Source organism: Pseudorhodoferax sp., assembly GCF_047601025.1.
Classification (GTDB): domain Bacteria; phylum Pseudomonadota; class Gammaproteobacteria; order Burkholderiales; family Burkholderiaceae_C; genus Pseudorhodoferax.
On record NZ_JASGJZ010000001.1, the window covers coordinates 1959875 to 1983930 of the forward strand.

The window sequence follows — 24056 nt, forward strand, 5'->3', positions numbered from 1 at the left end:
CACCGTCTGCCATGACCGCCGGGCCGATCGGTCCGTCCGACCAACGGGCCCATCGCGCACCGTGTACGTGCTGCCCACGGCCGCCGGGTAGCTCTCGTTGATCGGCTCGTCGTTCTGGTCGAAGTCCGCCGAGGTGACCGGCCTGAGGAGAACAACAACCTCGCCTCAGCAGCTATGGCGGCTGGCCTGCCTGACGCAAGATTCAAGACCCTTGCACGCGCAACATCCGCGGTATTTCGACGGCGAGCGCATGTTGCGCAAGCTGCTGTCAGCGCACCGCCGCATCCAGATGTGCGATGAGCCGCTGCAGCGCCGGCGTCGGCTGCTTGCGCCGGTGCAGCACGCGGTAACACTGCCGGACCATCCGCGGCAGCGGGGTGCGGATGCGCACGAGCCGGCCCGACGCCAGGTCGTCCGCGACCACCCATTCCGACATGCAGGCCAGGCCCAGGCCGTCGGCGACGGCGTGCTTGTTGGCTTCCGAACTCCCCATCTCGATGCTGCGGCGGTAGGCGCGCAGGTGGGGCAGCAGCGCCAGGTCCGTGGCGACGCGGGTGCCGGAGCCGGCCTCGCGCAGCAGCCAGACCTGCTGGCGCAGCAGGGCCAGGGGCAGGTGCGGCGCCCCGCCCGCGTCCGCGGCCAGCTGCCGCGCCAGCGCCGGCGCGGCGACGATCACCAGCTCGTCGGCCAGCCAGGGCCGGGCGTCCAGTTCCGGCGTGTCGCAGGGGCCCTCGATCAGCCCCAGGTCGAGCTCGAAGCGGGCCACCGCGGTGCAGATTTCCGCGGTGTTGCCGATCGTCACCTGCGCGTGCCAGTCGGCGGCGGCGCCCGGCACGTACCAGCGCCGCAGGTAGCTGCCCAGCGCGCGGGGCAGCAGGTAGTTGCCGATCGTCGTGCTGGCGCCGATGCGCAGCGGCGGCGGCGCGTCGCCGTCACCGTCGCCGCCGGCGCTGCGCTCGATCTCCGCGGCGCCGTCGAGCAGTGCGCGGGCCTGGGGCAGCAGCGCTCGGCCGTGGTCGTTCAGCAGCAGGCGCTTGCCGGCCCGGTCGAACAGCTGGCGCGATAGCAGCCGCTCCAGCTCGTTCAGCGCGGCGCTGGTCGCCGATTGCGACAGCCCGATGCCGGCGCCCGCGGCGGCGGTGCTGCCGTGCTCGGCGACCGCCGCGAAGATCTGGAGCTGCCGCAGGGTCAGCCGGAGCGTGGCCATGGTCCGTCTCCTCGCGTTCGTTGACCTGGAAAACCGGTCGATTCTAGGAAAGCAATGCGTTGGACGGGTTGCCGCGCGCTCCCTAGAGTCGCCGCCATGAACGAAGAGCGCTTGCAGCCGGCCGCAGCAGCCGGGCCGGTGGCGCGCTGCATGCCGGGGCTGGCCCTGAGCGCGGCGCTGGGATGCGGGGCGGTCCTGCTGGCCGACGGGGCCTGGGTCCGGCGGCTGGAGCTCAGCGCGCTGTCGCTGGCCATCGTGCTCGGCATGCTGGTGGGCAACCTGGTGCGCGGCGGCGTGCCGGCGCGCTGCGCGCCGGGCGTCGGCTTTTCCCGGCAGACGCTGCTGCGGCTGGGCATCGTGCTGTACGGACTGCGGCTGACGCTGCAGGACGTCGCCCAGGTCGGCGCGGCCGGCCTGCTGATCGACGTCGTGGTCGTGGCCAGCACCTTCGGCCTGGCGGTCTGGCTGGGCGTGCGCTGGCTGGGGCTGGACCGCCGGGCGGCGATGCTGATCGGCGCCGGCAGCGCCATCTGCGGCGCCGCCGCGGTGCTGGCCACCGAGCCCGTGGTCAAGGGGCGGCCGGAGCAGGTCGCGGTGGCCGTGGCCACGGTGGTGGTGTTCGGCACGCTCGCCACCTTCCTGTACCCGCTGCTGTTCCAGCTGAACGCGCTGTGGCACGTGGTGCCGGCCGGCGAGCGCGGGTTCGGCATCTACATCGGCGCGACCGTGCACGAAGTGGCGCAGGTGGTGGCCGCAGGCCAGACCATCGGCCCGGCCGCGGCGGATGCGGCGGTGATCGCGAAGATGGTGCGGGTGATGCTGCTGGCGCCGTTCCTGGTCGCGCTGTCGGCCTGGCTGGCCCGCCATCCCGGGCTGGAATCCGCCGACGCCGGGCCGCGGCGCATCACCGTCCCCTGGTTCGCCGTCGGCTTCGTGGCGGTGGTGCTGCTCAACTCGCTGCAGCTGCTGCCGGCCGCCGTGGTCGGCGCGGTCACGGCGGCCGGCAACCTGTTGCTGGCGACGGCCATGGCCGCCCTGGGGCTGGCCACGCGCGCCGGCGCGATCCGGCAGGCGGGGCCGCGGCCGCTGGCGCTGGCGCTGCTGCTGTTCGCCTGGCTGGCCGCCGGCGGCGCGGTGCTGAACCGGGCGGTGCAGCTGTGGCTGGGGTGAGACGCTGTGAGCGAATCCCTCGCACCCACGCGAGGCTCCCGGTGAGCGACCCCCTGCATCGCCATTGCCATTGCCGAGCCCCCGGGGTCTCGCCCTTCGGGCCGGGATGCGGCGGGCCGCATGCGGGCGTTGCAGTCCCTGCCCCGGCACCAGCCAGGGCGCGGCGGCCTGCGCCTGCGGCCCGGCGCACCCCGCCGTGCGTGCGATCGATCCGTTCACGCCTTCTGAGCAACCGTCTGCAAAGTCAAGCGCCGTGAAGCGACTTGTCCCGAGGTTCGCCGGTCCGGCCTGGACCATGGCATTGCGCACGGTCAGCCGCTTGCGCATGCAGGCGACCGGCGCCACCTCGGGCAGCTCGCCTGCGGCCTTGGGCCGCGCATGCGGTGGCCCGCGTGCCGCTGCGCCGTCTCTGGCATGCTCGGCCGGCATGCGACACGGCTCCGCGACCGATTCCGCCCCGCTGCTCTGCAGCTTTCCGCCGGTGGCGCGTGCCGATGCGCGCGTGCTGGTGCTGGGCAGCATGCCGGGCGCCCTGTCGCTGCGGCAGCAGCAGTACTACGCGCATCCGCGCAATGCGTTCTGGCAGATCATGGGCGCGGCGTTCGGCTTCGATCCGGCGGCTACGCCCTACGCCGCGCGGCTGGCGGCGCTGCAGGACCACGGCGTGGCGCTGTGGGACGTGGCGGCCCGCTGCGCGCGCACCGGCAGCCTGGACAGCGCGATCGTGGACGCCAGCATCGTGCCGAACGACTTCGCGGCCTTCTTCGCGGCGCACCCGCGCATCGCGCGCGTGTGCTTCAACGGCGCCAAGGCCGAGGCCGTGTTCCGCCGCCGCGTGCTGCCGCTGCCGGCCGGGCTGCCGGCGCCGGACTGCCTGCGGCTGCCGTCCACCAGCCCGGCGCACGCCGGCATGCCGCTGGCGGCCAAGGCCGCGGCCTGGCGCGCCGCGCTGGCCGCCTGATCAGCGCCCGCCGGTCACGTCCAGGATCGCCATCGTGGTGTAGCTGGCCGCCTCGCCGATCAGCCAGACGATGGCCTGCGCGACCTCCTCGGCCGTGCCGCCGCGCTGCATCGGCACCAGGTGCTGCAGCTCGCGCACGCGCTCGGGCTGGCCGCCGGAGGCGTGGATCTCGGTCTCGATCAGCCCGGGCCGCACCGCGTTCACGCGCACGCCCTCGGCCGCGACCTCGCGCGCCAGGCCGATCGTGAACGCGTCGATCGCGCCCTTGCTGGCCGCGTAGTCCACGTACTGGCCGGCGCCGCCCAGCCGCGCCGCGGCGCTGGACAGGTTGACGATGCTGCCGCCGGCGCCGCCGTGGCGCGTGCTCATGCGGCGCACGGCCTCGCGCGCGCACAGCAGGCTGCCGAGCAGGTTCACGTCGAGCATGCGGCGCCAGCGCGCGATGTCCATCTGGTCCAGGCGCTGCGCCCGGTCCACGATGCCGGCGTTGTTGACCAGCGCGGTCAGCCGGCCGAACCTGGCGTCGACCTGCTCGAACATGCGCAGCACCTGGGCCTCGTCGGCCACGTCGGCCTGCACGGCCATGGCGCGCCCGCCCGCGGCGCGGATGCTGCGCACCACCTCGTCGGCGGCGAGCGAATGCTGCGCGTAGTTCACGGCCACGGCCCAGCCCTGGCGCGCGGCCAGCAGTGCGGTGGCTGCGCCGATGCCCCGGCTGCCGCCGGTGACGAGCACGATCTTGTCCATCCAAGGTCTCCTGGGGTGATGCCGGGGCATGTTATCCATGGGCGCGCGAATCCTGCTAAAACCGCGCATTTCCCATTTCCGCCACCCGCATCGAAGGAGCACGACAGCATGGGCCAGTTCATCGACCTGAAGTCCTCGGACGGATTCACCTTTCCCGCCTACGTGGCCGAGCCCGCCGGCACGCCCCGGGGCGCCGTGGTGGTGCTGCAGGAGATCTTCGGCGTCAACTCGCACATCCGCAGCGTCGCCGACGGCTACGCGCGCGCGGGCTACCTGGCCGTGGCGCCGTCGACCTTCCACCGCGTGCAGGCCGGCGTGGAGCTGGGCTACACCGACGCCGACATGCAGGCCGGCTTCAAGCTGAAGACCGCCGTCGAGGAACTGCCGGAATCCGGCGTGCAGGCCGACATCCAGGCCGCGATCGACCATGCCGCCCGGGGTGGCAAGGTCGGCATCGTGGGTTACTGCTGGGGCGGCCTGCTGACCTGGCGCGCCGCCTGCGCCGCCAACGGGCTGGCCGCGGCCGTGCCCTACTACGGCGGCGGCGTGACCACCGAGGCCGAGGTGGCGCGCAAGCCCAAGGTGCCGGTGCTGGCGCATTTCGGCGAGCGCGACCACTGGATCCCGCTGGACAGCGTGAAGGCCTTCGGGCAGGCGCATCCCGAGGTCGAGGTGCACGTCTACGCGGCCGACCACGGCTTCAACTGCGACCAGCGCGGCTCCTACGACGCGGCCGCCGCCAAGTTGGCGCTGGAGCGCACGCTGGCCTTCTTCGGCAAGCACCTGGGCTGAACGCTGCCGAGGACCCCGCCCATGCTGCAGCTGTACTACCACCCGACCGACGCCAGCATGGCGCCGCACATGGTGCTGGAGGAGCTGGGCGTGCCCTTCGAGCTGGTGCTGGTCGACCGCGCCAACCAGGCTCACAAGTCCGAGGCCTACCTGCGGCTGAACCCCAACGGGCTGATCCCGGTGCTGGTCGACGGCGACACGGTGCTCTACGAGACCGCCGCCATCCTGCTGCACCTGGCCGACACGCATCCGCAGGCGGGCCTGGCGCCGGCGCTCGCCGGCAGCGAGCGTGCGCATCTGTACAAGTGGCTGTTCTGGCTCAGCAACACGCTGCACGCCACGCTGAACCTGTACTTCTATCCCGAGCGCTGGGCCTCGGCCGAACTGGTGCAGGGCGCCACCAACCTGAAGGCCCGGGCCGAGGCGCGCGCCGGCCAGCTGCTGGAGCTGCTGGACCAGGAGCTGGCGCGCCACGGCGGCCCCTGGCTGCTGGGCGAGCGCTACACGGTGCTCGACCCCTACCTGCTGATGCTGGCGCGCTGGACGCGGCATTTCGGCCGCCCGGCCCGCACGCTGACGCACCTGGGCCCGTACCTGCTGCGCGTGCTGGCGCGCCCGGCCGTGCAGCGCGCCTACGCTACCGAGCAGATCGGCGAACCGCCGGTGTGATGCGCACCGGCACGCGCGGCGGCGCCGGGAAGTCCAGCGTGAACACCGTCGGCAGGCCCGGCGCGCTGCGCACGCCGGCCTGGCCGCCGTGCAGGTCCATCACGCTCTTGACGATGGCCAAGCCCAGGCCGGAGCCGGCCTCCGCCGCCGGCGCGCCGACGCGGTAGCGGCGCAGGAAGATCGCGGCCTGGTGCGCCGGCGCGATCGGCTCGCCGGCGTTGGACACGGCAATGCGCACCGCGCCCGGCGCCAGCGCGTGCGCCGACAGCTGCACCGTGCTGCCCGGCCGCGCGTGGCGCAGCGCGTTGGTCAGCAGGTTGCCCACGGCGCGCGCCAGCAGCACCTCGTCGGCCCAGGCCCGCAGGCCGGGCTGCACCTGCAGCGCCAGCTGCAGGCCGCGCTCCTCGGCCAGCAGCCCGAAGAATTCCACCATGCGCCCCAGGCGCAGGTCCAGGTCCTGCCAGCCGGTCTGCAGCCGGGTCTGCGCATGGTCGGCGCGCGCCAGGAACAGGATGTTGTCGATCAGCCGCCCGATGCGCTCGTAGTCCTGCACGGCCGATTCCAGCACCGCGCGGTACTCGTCGGCGCTGCGCGGCCGGGCCAGCGTGACCTGGGTGGCCGTCAGCAGCCGGTGGATCGGCGCGCGCAGGTCGTGCGCGAGATCGGAGGAAAAGCCCGAGAGCCGGTCGAAGGCGTCCTGCAGGCGGTCCAGCATGGCGTTGAACGCGCGCGCCACCGGCGCCAGCTCCGCCGGCATGGCGTCCAGCGGCAGCCGTTCCTGCAGCGCCTGCGCGCCGATGCGGTCGGCGGTCTCGCCCAGGCGGCGCACCGAGGCCAGCACGCGCCGCGTGATGAACCAGGCCAGCAGGCCCGTGGCCACGGCGCCGGCGGCCAGCGTCCAGAACATCGCGCGCCAGGCGCGCGCGATGAAGGCGGCGCGGTGTTCCTCGGCCAGCGCCATCGGCAGCGCGGTGAACTCCTGCTCGATCAGCCGGCCTCCCAGCCAGCAGCCGGCCAGCATCACCAGCGCGGCGGCCAGCGCCACCGCCAGCGCGATGTGCACGGCCAGCGAGCCGCGTAGCAGGGGCCCCGCCCGGCGCGGGCGCGGCGGCGGCTCAGGCCGTGCGGTGCTCGAGGACATAGCCGACGCCGCGGATGGTGTGGATCAGCTTGTCTTCGAAGGGGTCGTCGACTTTGGCGCGCAGGCGGCGCACGGCCACGTCGATCACGTTGGTGTCGCTGTCGAAGTGCATGTCCCAGCAGTGCTCGGCGATCAGCGTGCGCGGCACGGCCTGGCCGACCTGGCGCGACAGGTATTCCAGCAGCGCGAACTCCTTGGCCGTCAGCACCAGCCGCCGCCCGCCGCGCCGGGCCACGCGGCGGGCGGCGTCGACCTCCAGGTCGGCCACGCGCACCACGGGGTCGGCGGCGGCCGGCTGCACGGCGCGCCGCGCCACCGCCTGGATGCGCGCCAGCAGCTCGGCGAACGCGAAGGGCTTGACCAGGTAGTCGTCGGCGCCGAGCTGCAGGCCGCGCACCCGGTCCTCCAGCTCGCCGCGGCCGCTGACCACGAACACCGGCGTGCGCTGGCGCCCGCGCAACTCGCGCAGCACCTGCCAGCCGTCGGCGCCGGGCAGCGCCATGTCCAGCAGGATCAGGTCGTAGTGGCCCGAGGTGGCCAGGTGCAGGCCCTCGACGCCGTCGCGGGCGGTGTCGACGACATGGCCGTGCTCGGTCAGGCCCTTGTGCAGGTAGGCGGCGGTCTTGGGTTCGTCTTCGATGGACAGCAGGCGCATGGCGAAGGACTCCGGCTTGCGCGCGAGCCTTCTCGCGGCCTGGTTGCGGGAAAACCCTGACTCTAGGCGGCTCCCGCCGCCGCATCAAGGCGGACCCCGGCAACGCACTGTTGCCGCCACGGAAATGACGCCGGGCCCGCAGGCCGCTGTCGCAGCCGCGGAACGGGGTGCTCCGAAACCCCGGGGGGTGCGTTCGCGCACCCCGGTGCATTGCGACATCGGGCCTGTCGGCACGGGCGGCCGGTGCCTACGCTGACGCCATGTCCTGTGCGAAAGCGACGTGGGACATGCAACCGATCACGCAACCTCTTAAGGATGACCATGAAGAAACTCGCCACGCTGACCGTGCTGGCCGTCGCCAGCGCCGCCTCGTTCGCACAATCCTCCGTCACGCTGTTCGGCGTGGCTGATGCCACCGTGCAATTCGGCCGCGGCAGCGCTTCCAACAACAGCGGCCTGGGCAGTGGCGGCAACGCGTCCAGCCGCATCGGCTTCCGCGGCGTCGAAGACCTGGGCGGCGGCCTGAAGGCCGGCTTCTGGCTGGAGTCCGGCTTCAACCTCGACGACGGCACCGGTTCGAGCAACCTGTCCGGCGGCGACTACAACAACCAGTTCAACTCCGGCTACAGCGCCGGCTCGGGCCTGCGCTTCGCGCGCCGCGCCACGGTCAGCCTGATGGGCGACAGCTGGGGCGAGTTCCGCCTGGGCCGCGACTTCTCGCTGCAATACCTGAACGCCTCCGCCTACGACCCGTTCGGCGACAACGGCGTGGGCTCGACCCTGCTGACCAACACCCGCATGGGCCTGGGCGGCCCGGTCGCCACGCGCGTGGGCAACTCGGCCACCTACTTCACGCCCAACTTCGGCGGCTTCTACGGCGCCGTGCAGGCCTACCGCGGCGAGCAGCCGGCCGGCACGAACCACAGCAACGGCAACGGCTACGGCGCCCGCATCGGCTACAAGAACGGCCCGCTGGACGTCGGCCTGTCGTACGCCAAGACCGACTACGCGGCCGATGCCGCCGACTACCGCGTCGGCGACATCAAGGACTGGGGCCTGGGCGCCAGCTACGACTTCGGCATGGCCAGCGTGATGGCCGCCTACCGCAAGCAGGAAGTCAACAACGCCGCCTTCGGCGATCCGGAAGGCACGGGCTACATCGTCGGCGCCAAGGTGCCGGTGGGTGCGGGCGAGATCCGCGCCTCCTGGTCGCGCTTCGAGACCGAGTTCACCGGCGTGGACGCCAAGGCCGACAAGTTCGCGCTGGGCTACGTCCACAACCTGTCCAAGCGCACCGCCGTCTACACCACCTTCGCCTACGTGAAGAACAAGGGCGGCGCGGGCGTGGCGCTGAACGGCGCGACGCTGACCAGCGCCAACGACAACTCCAAGGGTCTGGACATCGGCCTGCGCCACGTGTTCTAAGCCGGCACCGGCTCCGCCCGCCGGCGTGCCCGGCGGGCTTCTCCAAGGTATTCGGCCCGCAGCCCGCAAGGGATGCGGGCTTTTTTGCGCCCGGCCGGCACGGACCTGACGCGAATGTCATGTTCGGGCCATGTTGCCGTCAGGTGCCGCCGCCTAAGCTCCAAACCGTCCGAAAACTAGGGGGGCGATGGCCGCGGCGCGGCATCCCGCAGCGCCATGCGTCGCGCCCCTGCAACAAGGGAGCTCAACATGCGCCGACAAGACATCCAGCTGCTGGCCCTGGCCCGCCAGGGCGACGCGGCCGCGCGCAGCGAGGCCGGGCGCCGCTATCTCGTGGGCGGCGACGGCTTTCCGCGCCACGTGGCCACCGGCATGGAATACCTGGCCCACCCCAGCGTGCGCGACCTGCCCGAGACGGCGCGCATCGTCGCCGAGAGCCTGCCGCTGCAGGACCTGCTGCAGCTGCAGCAGGAGGACGCGCTGCGCCGGGCCGCTGCCGCCGGCAGCCTGCTGGCCCAGTTCAAGCTCGGCGTCTGGCTGTGCCTGCAGCAGGCCCGCGCCGACGCCGGCGCCGCCTGGCTGGAGCGCGCCGCCGCCGGTGGCCACGTCGAGGCGCGCCAGGCCGTGGCCGCGCTGCAGCAGGCGCGCGCCGCCGAGGCGCTGCCGGCGCTGCTGCAGGCGGTCGGCACCAGCGCCGCGCTGGACCTGCCGCAGGTGGCCGTGATGGCCGCGCGCCGCGCCCGCGAGGGCGGTTCGCTGCCGGTGTTCGCCGACTGCCTGCGCACCGCGCTGGCCCTGGCGCCGCGGCTCACGCACGCGCTGTCGGACCTAGTGGTCGCCGCGCTGCGCCAGGCCGAGGCGTCGGGCGAGGAACTGCGCGGCCTGCCGCCCGAGCAGGTCGAGGCCAGCCTGGAGATGGCGACCGCGCGCGGCGACCGCGACGCCGCCTGCCTGCTGGGCCGGGCGCTGTGCGGCATCGACAGCGGCGCGCTGGCGCCGGCGCGGCTGGCGGCCGGCAGCAACATGCGCAAGGGCGTGGCGCTGCTGCTGCGCGCCGCCGATGCCGGCCGCGACGACGCCTGGATGGACCTGTACGCCACCCATGCCGACCACCGCCACTCGGTTGCCAACCCGCAGCTGGCGCGCTTCTTCCTGGAGAAGGCCGCCACGCTCGGCCGCGCGCCGGCGCAGCGCAAGCTCGGCGCGCTGGTGCTGCGCGCGGCCACCTCGCTGGCCGAGACCGAGCAGGCCATCGGCTGGCTGCACGCGGCCGCGGTGCAGGGCGACGCGCACGCGCAGCGGCTGCTGCAGTCGCTGGTGCTGCCCGTGGCCGGCGACGAGGAGGCCGCGCGCGCCGGCATCGAGCAGGTGCGCCAGAAGGACCCGTGGCTGGCGCTGCGGTTGACGCTGGCGCGCGACTTCGGCCTGACCAAGCTGGAGGCGCTCAGCGTGGACCCCGTCGAGGGCCGGCGCCCCTGGGGCCTGGTGGTGGGCCGCAACCCGTTCATCACGCAGGCGCGGCTGTCGGCGCCGCGGGCGGTGCCGGCGCTGCAGGCCGCGGCGCTGCAGAACCTGGCGCGCGCGGCGGCGTTCTTCGAACCCTCGCGCGGCGAGGGCGATGCGTTCGAGGGCGACCTGCGCCGGCGCTCGCTGCGCCAGCGCCGCGCGTTCGAGCGGCTGGGGCTGTCGGACGCGCTGTTCTTCGCCGAGGCCAGCTCGACCCAGCTGGAAACGCTGCGCGCCGGCCCCAAGTGGGCGTTTCGTGCGCGCCGGCCGCTGGAGCTGGCGCTGCAGGCCTGACCTAGGCAGCCGGCCGGGCCAGCGGCGGCAGTGCCAGCCAGACCGTGCAGCCCTGGTCGGGCCGGCCTTCAGCGTGCACGCTGCCGCCGTGGCGGCGCGCCACCTGCCGCACCAGCGCCAGCCCGGTGCCCAGTCCCTCGAAGCGCGCGCCGTGCAGCCGCGAGAACGGCTGGAACAGCTGCGCGGCGTGGGCCGGGTCGAAGCCGACGCCGTTGTCGCGCACGTACAGGCGCACGCCGCCGTCCCCGGCCGCCGCGGCGCCGACCTCGATGCGCGCCGCGCCGCGGGGCCGCGTGAACTTCAGCGCGTTGGCCAGCAGCGCGGCCAGCGCCTGGCGCAGCTGGGGCGCGTCGCCCGGCAGCGGCGGCAGGTCCGGCGCGATCTGCCAGGCGATGGTGCGGGCGCGGTCGGCCTCGGGCAGCGCGGCCAGCGCCAGGCGGCGCGCCTCCTCGACCAGCAGCGCGCCGGGCGTGTGCACCGGCTGCAGCGGCGCGCGCGCCAGCCGCGCCAGCGCGACCACGGCGTCCAGCCGCTCGCCGAGCTGGCGCGCCGCGCGCTCCAGCGTGTCCAGCGCGGGCGCCACGTCCTCGCCGCTCTCCAGCATCTCGCGCAGCAGGCCGCCGTAGGCGAGCACGTGGCGCAGTGGCGCGCGCAGGTCGTGCGAGACCATGCGCGCGAACTCCTCCGTGTCGGCCCGGGCCGCGGCCAGCTGCGCGCGCAGCGCCTGCAGTTCGTCGGCGGGGCCGGCGTTCACGCGCCGTTCTTGGTCGGGCGCTTCCAGTTGGCGATGGTGGTCTGCCGGCCGCGGGCCACAGTCAGCGCGCCGGCCGGGGCGTCCTTGGTCACGGTGGAGCCGCCGCCCACGGTGCCGCCGGCGCCGATGGTCACGGGCGCGACCAGCACGCAGTTGCTGCCCACGTGCACGTCGGCCTCGATCACGGTCCGGTGCTTGCGGGCGCCGTCGTAGTTGGCGGTGATGCTGCCGGCGCCGTAGTTCACGCGCTCGCCCACGCTGGCGTCGCCCAGGTAGGCCAGGTGGTTGGCCTTGGCGCCCTTGGCCAGCGTGGAGTTCTTGACCTCGACGAAGTTGCCGATGTGCACCTCCTCGCCCAGCCTGGCGCCCGGGCGCAGCCGCGCATAGGGGCCGATGCTGGCGCCGGCGCCGACCTGCACCTGGTCGGCCGCCGCGGCGCCGCCCTCGATGTGGCAGAAGGCCTGGACCACCGCGCCGGCCGCGATGCGCGCGTTGGCGATCACGCAGTTGGCGCCGATGCGCACGCCCTCGCCGAGCTGCACCTCGCCGTCGAACACGCAGTTCACGTCGATCTCCACGTCGGCGCCGCACTGCAGGCTGCCGCGCACGTCCAGGCGCGCCGGGTCGGCCAGGCGCACGCCCTGTTCCATCAGCCGCTGGGCGAGCCGCAGCTGGTAGGCGCGCTCCAGTTCGGCCAGCTGCACCGGGCTGTTCACGCCGTCCACCTGCAGGCGTTCGGGGGCCTTGGCGGCGACCACGGGCACGCCGTCGGCGGCGGCCATCTGCACGATGTCGGTCAGGTAGTACTCGCCCTGGGCGTTGTCGTTGCGCAGCTGTGCCAGCCACTGCTTGAGCCGGGCGCTGGGCACGGCCATCACGCCGGTGTAGATCTCGCCGATGGCGCGCTGCTCGGGCGTGGCGTCCTTGTGCTCGACGATGCGCTGCACCGTGTCGCCGCTGCGCACGATGCGGCCGTAGCCGGTGGGGTCGGGCATGTCCACGGTCAGCAGGGCCAGGCGTTCGCCGGCGCACTGCGCCAGCAGCGCCTGCAGCGTGGCCTCCTCGATCAGCGGCACGTCGCCGTTCAGGATCAGCGTCGTGCCGTCGTCGGGCAGGTGCGGGGCGGCCTGCTGCACGGCATGGCCGGTGCCGAGCTGCGGCTCCTGCCGGACGCATTGCAGCGCCGCCGCATCCCCGCCGCTGGCGGCGACGAAGCCCTCGACCGCGGCGGCGCCGTGGCCGGTGATCACGACGATGCGCCGCGGCGCCAGCCGCGCGGCCGTGGCCAGCACGTGGCCCAGCAGCGGCCGCCCGGCCAGCCGGTGCAACACTTTGGGGATGCTGCTCTTCATGCGCGTGCCCTTGCCCGCGGCCATGACCACCACATCGACGGATGCCATGCACTACCTCGCTTTGCTGTGTTCGCTATGTTCGAAATCCGCGCGGATTATCGGGCTGGCGAGGGGCGGGACGGGGGCGGGCGGTTGCGGTTCCGCACGGCTGGCGCGCACCGGGGCGCCAACGGTCGGCTGCGATGGCTGAACGGCTGCGGGCAGGCGCGTGCCGCTACCGGGCCAGCCGCAGCGCCGGCCGCGGGCGCTGCGCCGCCGGGCGAGGCAGTTCGCCGCGCTGGCGGCAGCGCTCCAGGTAGGCCGACAGCGTGTGGCGCGCGTCGTCCCGGGCCGCGTCGTCGCCCTGCTGGCGCGGCGGCTGGAATTCGCGCGTGCCGTTGTCCTGCTGTTGCTGGCGGCTGTCGGGCCGCTCGGCGCGCTGCTGCAGCCCGGCGGACAGGGCATCGTGGAATTCGGCTGCGGATGGCATGGCGGCGACCTTGGGCGGCGGGGCTGGTGGCGTGGAAATGGCAGCTTAGGCCGCGCTGCGCTCGGCCGGCGTCGTCCGCGGCTTGCGACGGCCGTCGGCCCGTTCCTACAGCGGCGGCACGGTGTCCAGCGGCTGCTGCGCGGACGCGGCCAGCCGGGCCAGCGCGTTCGGGTTGCGCAGCCGCTCGCAGCGGATGGCCCAGCCGGCGTGCAGCGCTGCTGCGTGCCGGCTTGCTCGCGGAGGACCGGCCGGCGGGTGGCCAGGCGCAGCCGCTCGGTGCGGAAGGCCTCGATGCGGTCCAGTTCGCTCGCCGCCAGGTGGCGGAAGGCCCCGCTGGCGCGCAGGCCGCAGCGGGCGCAGGCTGGCGGCAGGGCGGGCAGGGTGGACGCCATGGAAGGCCGGGTATCGGGTGGCCGACGCCTCGGCGGCGGCGCGATGCGCGCGTGAACATGCGCTAATCGACGCAAGAAACTGCTCCAAAATGTGTGAATGCGTCACAAACCCGCTGTGTGACGGTCACTCTGTGAACGAATGAGCGGCGCCTAAGCTCACTTCGCCCTCGCAACACGACGCGGGGAGGAGAACCGCCATGTTGGAGAGCTCCGCAAGTGTCCATGCCGCCCCTGCCCCCGCCGCCTGGGGCACCGCCGCACTGCCCGTGAACGAGAGCCAGCGCCTGGCCGCGAACGCCACCGCGCTGCTGCGCTGCGTGCTGGAGCACGTGGACTACGGTCTGGCGCTGATCTCCATCGCCTCGCGCCGCCTGCGCCTGGCCAACGCTCCGGCGTTGCTGGCCATGAGCGCCGACAGCGGGCACAGCAGCGGCCTGATGGTGGCGGCCGGGGAAGTCTGCACCTTCCATCCGCAGGACGAGCGCGCGCTCGACCGCAGCCTGACGCTGGCCCGCACCGGCGTGCGCGACCTGCTGACCCTGGGCCCGGCCGGCCGGCGCACGACCGTGGCCGTGGTGCCGCTGTGCGGCCCGGAGGACGACGGCCACGCGCTGCTGATCTTCGCCCGGCGGCGCCTGTGCGACGCCTCGGCGCTGGCGCTGTTCGCGCGCTCGCACGACCTGACCGCGGCCGAGAGCAACGTGCTGGCCGCCGTCTGCGAAGGCCTGCGCCCGCACGAAGTGGCCAGCCAGCACGGCGTGCAGGTGTCCACGGTGCGCAGCCAGCTGCTGTCGATCCGGCAGAAGACGCGCTGCGGCTCCATCCGCGAGCTGGTGCAGACGGTGTCGCTGCTGCCACCGATGGCCCGCCATCTCAACTGACCGCCGTGCCCGCCCAGGGCCGGCCGGCTGGCCGGCCGCCATGTGCATGGCTTAGACTGGCGCGACGCCACCAGTCCTGCCGCAGCCCGGCACGCCGAGCCATGATCTCCGACTTGAGCGCGCAGACCGACGCTTTCTACGACAACCCGCATGTCGCGCCCGCGCTGCGCCGCCTGGCCGCCCTCGGCGAGGTGCGGCGCTACCGCAAGGGCACGATCCTGATCCACGAGGCCGACCACGGCGACACGCTGTTCGTCGTGATGGAGGGCCGCGTCAAGGTCTACAGCACCGATTCCAGTGGCCGCGAGATCACGCTGGGCGTGATCGTGGCGGGCGACTACTTCGGCGAGATGGCGCTGGACGGCGGCGTGCGCTCGGCCAGCGTGATCACGCTGGAGCCGGTGGTCTGCGCGCTGGTCTCGCGGCCCGCGCTGCTGGAGTTCATCGGCCAGGAACCCAGCTTCGCGCTGGATCTGCTGGGCAAGGTGATCCGCCGCGCACGCTCGGCCACCAACGCGGTGCGCAACCTCGCCTTCACCGACGTCTACGGCCGCATCACGCAGCTGCTGGTGGAACTGGCCGAACCCCAGCCCGACGGCACCGCGCTGGTGCGCGAGCGCATGACGCAGCAGGAGATCGCCAGCCGCGTCGGCTGCAGCCGCGAGATGGTCAGCCGCATCCTGCGCGACCTCGAAGCCGGCGGCTACATCGGCCTGCGCGACCGGCGCATCGCGCTGCTGACCAGGCTGCCGGCGCGCTGGTGACGCCGGCTCGGACGCTGCGAACGAATCGATCGCGCCGATGACGGACGGGGTGCGCTAGGCCGCAGGCTGCCGCCCTGGCTGGTGCGAGGGCAAGGGCTGTCGTGCTACCCGTATGCGGCCCGGCGCCCCTCGGCCCGAAGGGCGAGGCCCCGGGTACGGCGATGCACATGGGTGCTCAGCGGGGCTTCGCGTGGAGGTGAGGGACCCGTTCACCGGTTTTCAGACCGTCTGCCGGCCGCGCACCGGCGCGCCCAGCAGGCCGGCCACGCCCCGCGCCAGCCGCCCGAGCGCGGCGGCGGCCTGGCCCAGCGCCAGCCCGAAGTCGCGCACCGGCTGACCCACGGCCTGCTGCCAGCGGGGGCGCGGCGCGCCGGCCTGGGCCTGCGACGGCAGCGGTTCCCAGCTGAAATAGGCCGGCGCACGGCGGTCGGTGCCGGCCGGCTCCAGCACCGCGCGCTGGCCGGCCTGCACCACCAGGCTGGCGCCCGGGGCGAGGAACAGGTCGCCGCGGGCCTGCACGTCGCCGCGCAGCCTGTCCAGGGTCAGCCACACGCGGCCGTCGGCGATGCGTAGCACGCCGGCGCGCGCGGGCTGCAGCGTCAGCGCGTGGCCAGCCTCCAGCTTCCAGCATCCCGGCAGCATCGGCAGGGACGGCGATTGATGCGTGGCATGGAGGGGGTGGGGGTGCATGTCGGGCTCCTGGTGCGGGAACTTGGACTGCGATGTTCGGCCCGGATGGCTTGGCGGTCCAATGAAATCCGGCTAGGCTTTTGATTCGCGTCGCGCATCAATGGCGCGCCCCTTCCATGCAGCATTCACAGACCCACCTGCGCACCCGCCCGGTCTCGGCCGGCAACCTGCGGGCCTTCGTCGCCGTGGCCCGGCACCTGAACTTCCGCGTCGCGGCGGAGGAGCTGGCGCTCACGCAATCGGCCGTGAGCCGCCAGATCCAGTCGCTGGAGGAGGAGATCGGCGTGCCGCTGTTCCTGCGCCACACCCGCGCCGTGGAGCTGACCGGCGCCGGCGCCCAGTTGCTGGCCGCCGTGTCGCCGGCGCTGGCGCGGCTGGACGGCGCGGTGCGGCAGATCCGCCAGAACGCGGGCCGGCGCATCGTCTCGATCACGACCTTCGCCTCGTTCGCCTCGATGTGGCTGATCCCGCGGCTCGAAGCCTTCCAGCGCGACCACCCGGACATCGACATCCGCATCGACGCGACCGACGCCGCGCTCGACCTGGAGCTGGCCGACGTCGACCTGGCGCTGCGCTACGGCCCGGCCGCCAGCATGCCGGCCGGCGCGCGCCGCATGTTCGGCGAGCAGCTGACGCCGGTGGCCAGCCCCTGGCTGCTCAAGAGCGGGCGGGCGCTGCGCCAGCCCGAGGACCTGGCGCAGTGCACGCTGATCGAGGCCGGCGACGCGCACCGCACGCACCTGGAATGGCTGACCTGGCGGCGCTGGATCGACTTGCAACTGCCCCCGGCCGGGGCGCGGCGCTTCCAGCCCAAGCGCTGGCTGTACTTCAACTACGCCTACCAGATGGTGCAGGCCGCGCTGTCGGGCCAGGGCCTGGTGCTGGCGCGGCTGCCGCTGGTGGCCGAGAGCATGGCCAACGGCGACCTGGTCGAGGTGCTGCCCGAGCGGCGCATGGACTCGCCGATGGCCTACTGGCTGATCCTGGCCGCGCGCAGCGCCCAGCGCCCGGAGATCCGCGCCTTCTGCGACTGGCTGATGGACCAGTCGGCTCGCACGCGCGCGGCCGTCGGCGACGTGCCCGACCCGGACACGGTCGACCACCTGGACTGAAGGTGTGAACGAACCGCCCACACCCGCGCGCGGCCCGATGACCGCCTGCTTCTCGCATCACGCGTGCTCCCAGGGCCTCGCCCTTCGGGCCGGGATGTGCCAGGCCGCATGCGGGCGTTGCAGTCCTTGCCCCGGCAGGCGCCAGGGCGGCGACCTGTGCCTGTGCCTGCGGCCCGGCGCACCCCGTCGTGGGTGCGCTCGGTGCCATGCACGGCTTGTGATTCAGGCCTTGATGCCGACCGGCCAGACCACGCCGTGGTCGTTCAGGATGGCGTCCAGCGGCACGTCGTGCGGCTCGGGCTCGAAGTCCTCCAGGAAGCCGGAGCCGAAGCCCAGTCCCACCGTCATCGGCCTGGGCTGCAGCGTGGCCAGCGTGCGGTCGTAGAAGCCGCCGCCGTAGCCCAGCCGGTAGCCGCCGGCCGCGTAGCCGACGCAGGGCACGAACAGCAGCGTCGGCACCACCATCTCGGTGCCCTTGGGCTTGGGGATGCCGTAGGCGTCCTCCTCCATCGGGCAGCCGGGGTACCAGGCGTGGAAGGTCAGCGTCTTGTGCACCTTGTCGACCACCGGCAGGCCGATGCGCTTGCGCGTGGGATCGCCCTGCAACTCGCCGTCTTCCTTCCAGCGGTGCAGGGCGGGCAGCGGATCGAACTCGCCCTTGATCGGCCAGTAGGCGCCGATGACGGTGTCGGGGCGGCCGACCAGCCAGATGCGCATGACCTGCTGCAGCGCGCGGGCGCGCTCCAGGCGGTCCGCCAGGCTCAGCCGCTCCTGCAGCAGGCGGGCACGCAAGGCCTTGCGTTCGAGAGCGCGCTGCTCGGCCGACTTCTCCATAATCCTCCCCCATGCAACTGCGGGTCATTTTGACATCGATCGCCCTGGCGGCCGGCCTGGCCGCGAGCCTTCCAGCCCCCGCGCAACCGGCCCCCGGCGACGGCCGCGGCGACGAGCTGATCCTGGAGATGCAGCAGGCGTTCAAGCGCAACGACGGCCCGCGCCTGGCCGCGCTGCTGCCGCAGGTGCGCGGCCACGTGCTCGAACCCTGGGCCGCCTACTGGGAAGCGCGCAGCCGGCTGGAGGAGTTCACCGGCGCCGACATGCAGGCCTTCAGCGCGCGCTATCCCGGCACCTACCAGGAAGACCGGCTGCGCAACGACTGGCTGCTGCTCCTGGGCCAGCGCCGCGACTGGGGCCAGTTCGCCGAGCAGCACGCGCTCTACCGCATGGGCGACGACCGCCAGGTGCGCTGCTACGCGCTGCTGATCGAACAGCTGCAGAGCGAGCAGCCGGCCGCCGCGCCCGTCGCCGACGAGGTGCGCCGCCTGTGGCTGGCCCAGCGCGACGCCGACGACGGCTGCACGCAGGCGGCCGACCGGCTCTACGCCACCCGGCGCCTGCCGGCCGCGGACGTCTGGCGCAAGGCGCGGCTGTCGATCGAGCACAACCGCTCGCGCGCCGCGCGCGACGCGGTGCAGATCGTCGCGCCCGAGGCGATGGACCAGGCCGCGCAGCTGCTCGACAGCCCGGTGCGCTACCTGATGGGCCGCGCCATCGCGGTGTCCAAGCAGCGGCGCGAGCTGGTCACGCTGGCGCTGATCAAGCAGGCCACGGCCGACCCCGAGCAGGCCGCCGCCGCGCTGGACGCCAAGTGGAGCGTGCAGCTCACGGCCGAGGAGCGCAACTGGGTCTGGGGCGTGATCGGCGAGCAGGCCGCGCTGCGGCGCCTGCCGGGGGCCTGGGACTACTTCCGCAAGGTCCAGCGCGACACCGACCTGCACGACGACCTGCTGGTCTGGAAGGCCCGCACCGCGCTGCGCGAAGGCCAGTGGAAGGCCCTGGCCACCACCATCCAGGCGATGGGCGACGAGACCCGGCTGGACCCGACCTGGATCTACTGGCGCGCCCGCGCGCTGCAGAAGATCGGCGGCGAGGCCGACCGCGCCGAGGCGCTGCAGCTGTACGCGGGCATCGCCGGCGTGCGCGGCTTCTACGAACAGCTGGCGCTGGAGGAGCTCGGCCGCGCGGTCGAGATCCCGCCCCCGCCGCCGGCGCCGACCGCCGAGGAAAAGGCGCTGGCCCGCGACAACCCCAGCCTGCGCCGCGCGCTGTACGCCATCTCGATCGGCCTGCGCGGCGAAGGCGTGCGCGAGTGGAACTACGCCACCAACCTGCACGACAAGGGCGGTCTGGCCGAGCGCGACCTGCTGGCCGCGGCCGACCTGGCCTGCCAGGCCCAGGTCTGGGACCGCTGCATCAACACCAGCGAGCGCACGCGCCAGGCGTTCGACCACCGGCAGCGCTTCCCGATGCCGTTCCGGGACGCGGTGGTCGCGCGCAGCCGCGCGATCGCGCTGGACCCGGCCTTCGTCTACGGCCTGATCCGCCAGGAGTCGCGCTTCATCATGGACGCCCGCTCGGGCGTGGGCGCCTCCGGGCTGATGCAGGTCATGCCCGCGACCGCGCGCTGGACCGCCCGCAAGATCGGCCTGCCGGACTTCAGGCCCGCGCAGATCAACGACCGCGACGTCAACATCGCGATCGGCACCGGCTACCTGAAGCTGGTGGTGGACGACTTCGAGGGCTCGCTGCCGCTGGCCGCGGCCGCCTACAACGCCGGTCCCGGCCGGCCGCGCGTCTGGCGCGGCCAGGCCGGCGCGCCGACGCTGGAGGCCGCCATCTGGGCCGAGAACATCCCGTTCACCGAGACGCGCGACTACGTCAAGAAGGTGCTGGCCAACGCCACCGTCTACGCCGCCATCCTGAGCGGCCAGCCGCAGTCGCTGAAGGCCCGGCTGGGCACCGTCGGCCCGCTGGCGCCGGGCGCCTCCGACCCCAGCGCCGAGCTGCCTTGACGCCGCCGGCGGCGGCGCCCGTGGCCGCGTCATGTGGCCGACACGAAACCGTCACGGACGCCGCCTAGCATGGCCGTCCCGAGGACCGCGCCATGAACGACAAACTAATTCCCGACCACCACGACAGCGTGATGCAGCGCATCGAGCGCGACCTGCTCGACAGCTACGACGAGGAGCTGGAGATGGAGGTCGACGACGAGCGCCTGGCCGGCAACGACTTCGACCCGCTGGCCCCGGCCCAGAGCGCCGAGCACGGCCTGGCGCGCCAGGCCTATTTCCGCGAGCTGCTGCGGCTGCAGGGCGAGCTCGTCAAGCTGCAGGACTGGGTGCAGCACCACCGCAAGAAAGTCGTGATCCTGTTCGAGGGCCGCGACGCGGCCGGCAAGGGCGGCGTGATCAAGCGCATCACGCAGCGGCTGAACCCGCGCGTGTGCCGCGTGGCCGCGCTGCCGGCGCCGAACGACCGCGAGCGCACGCAGTGGTACTTCCAGCGCTACGTGGCGCACCTGCCGGCCGGCGGCGAGATCGTGCTGTTCGACCGCTCCTGGTACAACCGCGCCGGCGTCGAGCGTGTCATGGGCTTCTGCTCGGACGACGAGTACGAGGAGTTCTTCCGCTCGGTGCCCGAGTTCGAGAAGATGCTGGTGCGCTCGGGCATCGTGCTGCTGAAGTACTGGTTCTCCATCACCGACGACGAGCAGCACCTGCGCTTCCTCGGCCGCATCCACGACCCGCTGAAGCAGTGGAAGCTCAGCCCTATGGACTTCGAGAGCCGGCGCCGCTGGGAGGCCTACACCAAGGCCAAGGAGACCATGCTGGAGCGCACCCACATCCCCGAGGCGCCCTGGTGGGTGGTGCAGGCCGTGGACAAGAAGCGGGCCCGGCTGAACTGCATCGCGCACCTGCTGGACCAGTTCGCCTACGAGGAGATCCCGCACCCGAGCATCGTGCTGCCCGCGCGGGCGCGCAACCCGGACTACATCCGCCACCCGGTGCCGGCGGAGATGATCGTGCCCGAGCGGTACTGACGACGGACGCGCGCGCCGCATCGATCCGCCGCGTTCTTTGCATCGCGGCCGCGCCGCGCCGCGGCTAGCATGTCCACCTCCACCCCTGCGGAAGGCGCGCCATGCTCAAGCTCTACATCGGCAACAAGAACTACTCGTCCTGGTCCATGCGGCCCTGGGTGCTGATGGCCCAGGCCGGCATCGACTTCGAGGAGGTGATGGTCCGCTTCGACTCGTTCGACGCCGGCTCGCAGTTCAAGCAGGCCGTCGCGGCCATCAGCCCGGTCGGCAAGGTGCCGGTGCTGGTCGACGGCGACCTGGCGGTCTGGGACACGCTGGCCATCGCCGAATACCTGGCCGAGCGCTTTCCCGGCAAGCCGCTCTGGCCCGCCGACGCCAGGGCCCGCGCGCGGGCGCGCAGCATCTGCGCCGAGATGCACGCCGGCTTCACCGCCCTGCGCTCGAACTGCGGCATGAACATCGAGGCCAGCCTGCCCGAGGTCGGCCAGCTGGTCTGGCGCGACAAGCCGGGCGTGCGCGCCGACGTGCAGCGCATCGTGGCCATGTGGGAGGAACTGCTGGCCGCGCACGGCGGGCCGATGCTGTTCGGCGCCTTCAGCATCGCCGACGCGTACTACGCGCCGGTCTGCATGCGGCTGGCCACCTACGCGCTGCCGGTGCCGCCGGCCATCGCGGCCTACGTGCAGCGCGTGCAGGCGCTGCCCGGCGTCCGGCGCTGGATCGACGAGGCGAAGGCCGAGCAGACCTTCCTGGACTTCGAGGAGCCGTACCGGCTGGGCCGCTGAGCCCCGCCGCGCGACACGCTCACAGCTTGAACGGCACGACCTCCTGCCGCTGCTCGCCCAGGCCCTCGATACCCAGCGTCATCACGTCGCCCTTCTTCAGGAAGCGCGGCGGCTTCATGCCCATGCCCACGCCGGGCGGCGTGCCGGTGGTGATGACGTCGCCGGGCATCAGCGTGTTCAGCTGGCTCACGTAGCTGACCAGCTTGGCCACGCCGAAGATCATGGTCCTGGTGTTGCCGGTCTGCACGCGCTCGCCGTTCAGGTCCAGCCACATGCCGAGCCGCTGCACGTTGGCGATCTCGTCGCGCGTGACCAGCCAGGGCCCGATCGGACCGAAGGTGTCGAAGCCCTTGCCCTTGTCCCAGGTCAGGCCGTGCTCCAGCTGCCAGGCGCGCTCGCTCACGTCGTTGACCACGCAGTAGCCGGCCACGTGCTGCAGCGCGTCCTTCTGCGAGACGTAGCGCGCGCGCGTGCCGATGACCACGCCCAGCTCCACCTCCCAGTCGCCCTTGGCCGAGCCCTTGGGCAGCATGACCGGGTCGTTCGGCCCCTGGATGCAGCTGGTGGCCTTGGTGAAGACCACCGGCTCGGCCGGGATCGGCATGTTGGACTCGGCCGCGTGGTCGGCGTAGTTCAGCCCGATCGCGATGAACTTGCCGATGCCCGCCACCGGGCAGCCCAGGCGCGGCTTGCCGCGCACCAGCGGCAGCTTGTCGGTCTTGAGCTTCGCGAGCCTGGCCAGCGCGGTGTCGCCGAGCTGGGCGGCGCCGATGTCCGGCACCACGGCCGACAGGTCGCGCAGCTGGCCGTCGGCGTCGATCAGACCGGGTTTCTCCTTGCCCGGGTTGCCGTAGCGGACGAGTTTCATGCCTTGTTCTCCTGGTGAACGGTTCAATAGGTGGAGCGGCCGCCCGACAGGTCGAACACTGCGCCGGTGGTGAACGAACACTCCTCCGAGCACAGCCAGCCGACCATGGCGGCCACCTCCTCGACTGTACCGAAGCGGCCCATCGGGATCTTGCCCAGCATGAAGGCGATGTGCTCGGCCGTCATCTGCGCGAAGATCGCGGTCTTCACGGCCGCCGGGGTGATGCAGTTCACGCGGATGCCGGTGTCGGCCAGTTCCTTGCCGAGCGACTTGGTCAGCCCGATCACGCCGGCCTTGCTGGCGCTGTAGGCGCTGGCGTTCGGGTTGCCCTCCTTGCCGGCGACCGAGGCGATGTTGACGATGCGGCCGTAGTCGCGCGCACGCATCAGCGGCACGATCTCGCGGCAGCAGAAGAACAGGCCGTTCAGGTTGACCTGCTGCACGCGCTCCCAGTCCTCGGGCGGGTAGTCCCACAGCTTCACGTTCGGGCCGGTGATGCCGGCGCTGTTGACCAGGATGTCGATGGCCGCGTGCGCGTCGGCCGTGCGGCGCGCGGCCTCGGCCACGCTGGCGTGCCGCGCCACGTCGGTCTGCACCGCGTCGGCGCCCGCGCCCAGCGCGACGCGCGCCTGCGCCAGGGCCGGGCCGTTGGCGTCCCACAGCGTGACCGTGGCGCCCGAGGCCAGCAGGCGCTGCGCGATGCCCAGGCCCAGCCCGGTGGCGCCGCCGGTGACGACGGCGTGGCGGCCCTGCAGGTCGAGCTGGTTCATATCGTCATGCCGCCGTCGACCGAGAACACCTGGCCGGTGGCGAACTGCGACTCGTCGCTGGCCAGGTAGACCACGACCGGCACGATCTCCTCGGCCTGCGCCAGCCGGCCCATGGGCTGGCGCGCGACGAAGGCCGCGCGCGCGGCCACCGGGTCGTCGTAGGCGTTGATGCGCTCGGCCAGCGAGGGCGTGTCCACGGTGCCCGGCGCGATCGCATTGCAGCGGATGCCGCGCGTCACGTAGTCGGCCGCCACGCTCTTGGTCAGGCCGACCACGGCCGCCTTGCTGGTGCCGTAGACGCAGCGGCTGGGCAGGCCCTTCAGGCTGCTGCAGACGCTGGCCATGTTGACGATGCTGCCGCGGCCCTGGCCGCCGCGGCCGTCGTCGTTGGCCAGCATGCGCGGCAGCGCGGCCTGGATCGCCCAGAACTGCGCGCGCACGTTCAGGTGCAGCGCGAAGGCCAGGTCGTCGTCGGTGGCGTCCAGGATGGCGCCGTTGTGCACCACGCCGGCGCAGTTGAACAGCACGTCGATGCCGGGCATCGCGGCCACGGCCGCGAAGATCGCCGCCTTGTCCAGCACGTCCAGCCGCGCGGCGTGCACGCGCTCGGCGCCGGCGTAGGCGGCCAGCAGCGACGCGTCGACGTCGGTGGCCCAGACCTCGGCGCCCTCGGCCGCCATCGCCAGCACGGCCGCGCGGCCGATGCCCTGGCCGGCCGCGGTGACCAGCACCCTCTTGCCCTGCAATCTGCCTCGATCCCGCATCGCCTCTC

24 protein-coding genes are annotated in these 24056 nt (G+C 73.1%); 12 read left to right on the forward strand and 12 right to left on the reverse strand.

The window, feature by feature from the left end; translation table 11 throughout:
• Window positions 1-268 precede the first annotated feature (268 nt).
• Complete coding sequence (locus QM782_RS09230; protein ID WP_415202619.1) at window positions 269-1207, reverse strand: LysR family transcriptional regulator; 939 nt, start codon at window positions 1205-1207, stop codon at window positions 269-271.
• Between the two features lie 96 nt (window positions 1208-1303).
• Here QM782_RS09230 and QM782_RS09235 point away from each other — a divergent pair, with 96 nt between their 5' ends.
• Together QM782_RS09235 and QM782_RS09240 are read left to right on the forward strand one after the other, a co-directional pair.
• Window positions 1304-2377: a YeiH family protein gene (locus QM782_RS09235; RefSeq protein ID WP_415202620.1), complete on the forward strand. Its 1074-nt coding sequence runs from the start codon at window positions 1304-1306 to the stop codon at window positions 2375-2377.
• Between the two features lie 427 nt (window positions 2378-2804).
• On the forward strand, window positions 2805-3338 hold the full coding sequence (locus QM782_RS09240) for a DNA-deoxyinosine glycosylase (protein WP_415202621.1): 534 nt from the start codon (window positions 2805-2807) through the stop codon (window positions 3336-3338).
• Here the strand turns inward: QM782_RS09240 and QM782_RS09245 are convergent, their stop codons facing one another.
• On the reverse strand, window positions 3339-4085 hold the full coding sequence (locus tag QM782_RS09245; protein WP_415202622.1) for an SDR family oxidoreductase: 747 nt from the start codon (window positions 4083-4085) through the stop codon (window positions 3339-3341).
• 108 nt (window positions 4086-4193) lie between these two features.
• On the opposite strand from QM782_RS09245, the gene QM782_RS09250 reads away from it, so the two are divergent.
• Both QM782_RS09250 and QM782_RS09255 read left to right on the forward strand, forming a co-directional pair.
• The gene (locus tag QM782_RS09250) at window positions 4194-4877 is read left to right on the forward strand and encodes a dienelactone hydrolase family protein (protein WP_415202623.1); all 684 of its coding nucleotides are present in this window, start codon (window positions 4194-4196) and stop codon (window positions 4875-4877) included.
• A gap of 21 nt (window positions 4878-4898) precedes the next feature.
• Window positions 4899-5546, forward strand: a complete 648-nt coding sequence (locus QM782_RS09255) for a glutathione S-transferase family protein (RefSeq protein WP_415202624.1) — start codon at window positions 4899-4901, stop codon at window positions 5544-5546.
• Here QM782_RS09255 and QM782_RS09260 read toward each other — a convergent pair.
• On the reverse strand, window positions 5515-6609 hold the full coding sequence (locus QM782_RS09260) for a heavy metal sensor histidine kinase (RefSeq protein ID WP_415202625.1): 1095 nt from the start codon (window positions 6607-6609) through the stop codon (window positions 5515-5517). The genes QM782_RS09255 and QM782_RS09260 overlap by 32 nt on opposite strands.
• 52 nt (window positions 6610-6661) lie before the next feature.
• On the reverse strand, window positions 6662-7342 hold the full coding sequence (locus QM782_RS09265) for a heavy metal response regulator transcription factor (RefSeq protein WP_415202626.1): 681 nt from the start codon (window positions 7340-7342) through the stop codon (window positions 6662-6664).
• A 321-nt stretch (window positions 7343-7663) separates the two neighbouring features.
• On the opposite strand from QM782_RS09265, the gene QM782_RS09270 reads away from it, so the two are divergent.
• Both QM782_RS09270 and QM782_RS09275 read left to right on the forward strand, forming a co-directional pair.
• A complete protein-coding gene (locus tag QM782_RS09270) occupies window positions 7664-8767 on the forward strand; it encodes a porin (protein WP_415202627.1) in 1104 nt (367 codons plus the stop codon).
• Window positions 8768-9016: 249 nt separating this feature from the next.
• Window positions 9017-10567, forward strand: a complete 1551-nt coding sequence (locus QM782_RS09275) for a hypothetical protein (RefSeq protein ID WP_415202628.1) — start codon at window positions 9017-9019, stop codon at window positions 10565-10567.
• Between the two features lies 1 nt (window position 10568).
• On the opposite strand, the gene QM782_RS09280 is transcribed toward QM782_RS09275, so the two are convergent.
• The 3 genes from QM782_RS09280 to QM782_RS09290 form a co-directional block, all read right to left on the reverse strand.
• The gene (locus tag QM782_RS09280; protein WP_415202629.1) at window positions 10569-11321 is read right to left on the reverse strand and encodes a sensor histidine kinase; all 753 of its coding nucleotides are present in this window, start codon (window positions 11319-11321) and stop codon (window positions 10569-10571) included.
• Window positions 11318-12721, reverse strand: a complete 1404-nt coding sequence (gene glmU, locus QM782_RS09285; protein WP_415202630.1) for a bifunctional UDP-N-acetylglucosamine diphosphorylase/glucosamine-1-phosphate N-acetyltransferase GlmU — start codon at window positions 12719-12721, stop codon at window positions 11318-11320. The genes QM782_RS09280 and glmU overlap by 4 nt, the downstream gene beginning before the upstream one ends.
• Window positions 12722-12887: 166 nt before the next feature.
• On the reverse strand, window positions 12888-13142 hold the full coding sequence (locus QM782_RS09290) for a hypothetical protein (protein WP_415202631.1): 255 nt from the start codon (window positions 13140-13142) through the stop codon (window positions 12888-12890).
• A gap of 589 nt (window positions 13143-13731) precedes the next feature.
• Between QM782_RS09290 and QM782_RS09295 the strand changes: the two genes are divergently transcribed.
• Window positions 13732-14415: a helix-turn-helix transcriptional regulator gene (locus tag QM782_RS09295; RefSeq protein WP_415202632.1), complete on the forward strand. Its 684-nt coding sequence runs from the start codon at window positions 13732-13734 to the stop codon at window positions 14413-14415.
• Window positions 14416-14516: 101 nt separating this feature from the next.
• Window positions 14517-15179 carry a Crp/Fnr family transcriptional regulator gene (locus tag QM782_RS09300; protein WP_415202633.1) on the forward strand — a complete coding sequence of 221 codons (663 nt, stop codon included), beginning with the start codon at window positions 14517-14519 and terminating at the stop codon, window positions 15177-15179.
• Between the two features lie 219 nt (window positions 15180-15398).
• On the opposite strand, the gene QM782_RS09305 is transcribed toward QM782_RS09300, so the two are convergent.
• On the reverse strand, window positions 15399-15869 hold the full coding sequence (locus tag QM782_RS09305) for a DUF2917 domain-containing protein (RefSeq protein ID WP_415202634.1): 471 nt from the start codon (window positions 15867-15869) through the stop codon (window positions 15399-15401).
• Window positions 15870-15985: 116 nt separating this feature from the next.
• Between QM782_RS09305 and QM782_RS09310 the strand changes: the two genes are divergently transcribed.
• Window positions 15986-16981 (forward strand): LysR substrate-binding domain-containing protein, encoded by a 996-nt coding sequence (locus QM782_RS09310; RefSeq protein ID WP_415202635.1) that lies wholly within the window; start codon window positions 15986-15988, stop codon window positions 16979-16981.
• A 222-nt stretch (window positions 16982-17203) separates the two neighbouring features.
• On the opposite strand, the gene QM782_RS09315 is transcribed toward QM782_RS09310, so the two are convergent.
• Window positions 17204-17815, reverse strand: a complete 612-nt coding sequence (locus QM782_RS09315) for a 5-formyltetrahydrofolate cyclo-ligase (RefSeq protein ID WP_415202636.1) — start codon at window positions 17813-17815, stop codon at window positions 17204-17206.
• 11 nt (window positions 17816-17826) lie between these two features.
• Here QM782_RS09315 and QM782_RS09320 point away from each other — a divergent pair, with 11 nt between their 5' ends.
• The 3 genes from QM782_RS09320 to QM782_RS09330 all read left to right on the forward strand — a co-directional run bounded on the left by QM782_RS09320 (window position 17827) and on the right by QM782_RS09330 (window position 21646).
• Window positions 17827-19833: a transglycosylase SLT domain-containing protein gene (locus QM782_RS09320; RefSeq protein WP_415202637.1), complete on the forward strand. Its 2007-nt coding sequence runs from the start codon at window positions 17827-17829 to the stop codon at window positions 19831-19833.
• Window positions 19834-19925: 92 nt separating this feature from the next.
• A complete protein-coding gene (gene ppk2, locus QM782_RS09325) occupies window positions 19926-20861 on the forward strand; it encodes a polyphosphate kinase 2 (protein WP_415202638.1) in 936 nt (311 codons plus the stop codon).
• A 101-nt stretch (window positions 20862-20962) separates the two neighbouring features.
• Window positions 20963-21646, forward strand: coding sequence for a glutathione S-transferase family protein (locus tag QM782_RS09330; RefSeq protein WP_415202639.1), 684 nt, complete (start codon window positions 20963-20965; stop codon window positions 21644-21646).
• 19 nt (window positions 21647-21665) lie between these two features.
• On the opposite strand, the gene QM782_RS09335 is transcribed toward QM782_RS09330, so the two are convergent.
• Genes QM782_RS09335 through QM782_RS09345 form a run of 3 tightly spaced genes read right to left on the reverse strand, consistent with a single transcriptional unit; the run spans window position 21666 to window position 24048 of the window.
• Window positions 21666-22514 carry a fumarylacetoacetate hydrolase family protein gene (locus QM782_RS09335; RefSeq protein ID WP_415202640.1) on the reverse strand — a complete coding sequence of 283 codons (849 nt, stop codon included), beginning with the start codon at window positions 22512-22514 and terminating at the stop codon, window positions 21666-21668.
• A gap of 23 nt (window positions 22515-22537) precedes the next feature.
• Entirely contained in the window at window positions 22538-23284 is a 747-nt protein-coding gene (locus QM782_RS09340; protein WP_415202641.1) for an SDR family NAD(P)-dependent oxidoreductase, read from the reverse strand.
• Window positions 23281-24048, reverse strand: a complete 768-nt coding sequence (locus tag QM782_RS09345) for an SDR family oxidoreductase (protein WP_415202642.1) — start codon at window positions 24046-24048, stop codon at window positions 23281-23283. The genes QM782_RS09340 and QM782_RS09345 overlap by 4 nt, the downstream gene beginning before the upstream one ends.
• Between the last annotated feature and the right edge of the window lie 8 nt (window positions 24049-24056).

Excerpts from the sequence above, each read along its gene's own strand:
- ppk2 (WP_415202638.1), top strand. The coding sequence starts at position 19,926 with ATGAACGACAAACTAATTCCCGACCACCACGACAGCGTGATGCAGCGC.
- QM782_RS09345 (WP_415202642.1), bottom strand. The coding sequence starts at position 24,048 with ATGCGGGATCGAGGCAGATTGCAGGGCAAGAGGGTGCTGGTCACCGCG.
- QM782_RS09300 (WP_415202633.1), top strand. The coding sequence starts at position 14,517 with ATGATCTCCGACTTGAGCGCGCAGACCGACGCTTTCTACGACAACCCG.
- QM782_RS09230 (WP_415202619.1), bottom strand. The coding sequence starts at position 1,207 with ATGGCCACGCTCCGGCTGACCCTGCGGCAGCTCCAGATCTTCGCGGCG.
- QM782_RS09330 (WP_415202639.1), top strand. The coding sequence starts at position 20,963 with ATGCTCAAGCTCTACATCGGCAACAAGAACTACTCGTCCTGGTCCATG.
- QM782_RS09335 (WP_415202640.1), bottom strand. The coding sequence starts at position 22,514 with ATGAAACTCGTCCGCTACGGCAACCCGGGCAAGGAGAAACCCGGTCTG.
- QM782_RS09310 (WP_415202635.1), top strand. The coding sequence starts at position 15,986 with ATGCAGCATTCACAGACCCACCTGCGCACCCGCCCGGTCTCGGCCGGC.
- QM782_RS09290 (WP_415202631.1), bottom strand. The coding sequence starts at position 13,142 with ATGCCATCCGCAGCCGAATTCCACGATGCCCTGTCCGCCGGGCTGCAG.
- QM782_RS09275 (WP_415202628.1), top strand. The coding sequence starts at position 9,017 with ATGCGCCGACAAGACATCCAGCTGCTGGCCCTGGCCCGCCAGGGCGAC.
- QM782_RS09340 (WP_415202641.1), bottom strand. The coding sequence starts at position 23,284 with ATGAACCAGCTCGACCTGCAGGGCCGCCACGCCGTCGTCACCGGCGGC.
- QM782_RS09255 (WP_415202624.1), top strand. The coding sequence starts at position 4,899 with ATGCTGCAGCTGTACTACCACCCGACCGACGCCAGCATGGCGCCGCAC.
- QM782_RS09265 (WP_415202626.1), bottom strand. The coding sequence starts at position 7,342 with ATGCGCCTGCTGTCCATCGAAGACGAACCCAAGACCGCCGCCTACCTG.
- QM782_RS09270 (WP_415202627.1), top strand. The coding sequence starts at position 7,664 with ATGAAGAAACTCGCCACGCTGACCGTGCTGGCCGTCGCCAGCGCCGCC.
- QM782_RS09305 (WP_415202634.1), bottom strand. The coding sequence starts at position 15,869 with ATGCACCCCCACCCCCTCCATGCCACGCATCAATCGCCGTCCCTGCCG.
- QM782_RS09240 (WP_415202621.1), top strand. The coding sequence starts at position 2,805 with ATGCGACACGGCTCCGCGACCGATTCCGCCCCGCTGCTCTGCAGCTTT.
- QM782_RS09295 (WP_415202632.1), top strand. The coding sequence starts at position 13,732 with ATGTTGGAGAGCTCCGCAAGTGTCCATGCCGCCCCTGCCCCCGCCGCC.
- QM782_RS09320 (WP_415202637.1), top strand. The coding sequence starts at position 17,827 with ATGCAACTGCGGGTCATTTTGACATCGATCGCCCTGGCGGCCGGCCTG.
- glmU (WP_415202630.1), bottom strand. The coding sequence starts at position 12,721 with ATGGCATCCGTCGATGTGGTGGTCATGGCCGCGGGCAAGGGCACGCGC.
- QM782_RS09245 (WP_415202622.1), bottom strand. The coding sequence starts at position 4,085 with ATGGACAAGATCGTGCTCGTCACCGGCGGCAGCCGGGGCATCGGCGCA.
- QM782_RS09250 (WP_415202623.1), top strand. The coding sequence starts at position 4,194 with ATGGGCCAGTTCATCGACCTGAAGTCCTCGGACGGATTCACCTTTCCC.
- QM782_RS09315 (WP_415202636.1), bottom strand. The coding sequence starts at position 17,815 with ATGGAGAAGTCGGCCGAGCAGCGCGCTCTCGAACGCAAGGCCTTGCGT.
- QM782_RS09235 (WP_415202620.1), top strand. The coding sequence starts at position 1,304 with ATGAACGAAGAGCGCTTGCAGCCGGCCGCAGCAGCCGGGCCGGTGGCG.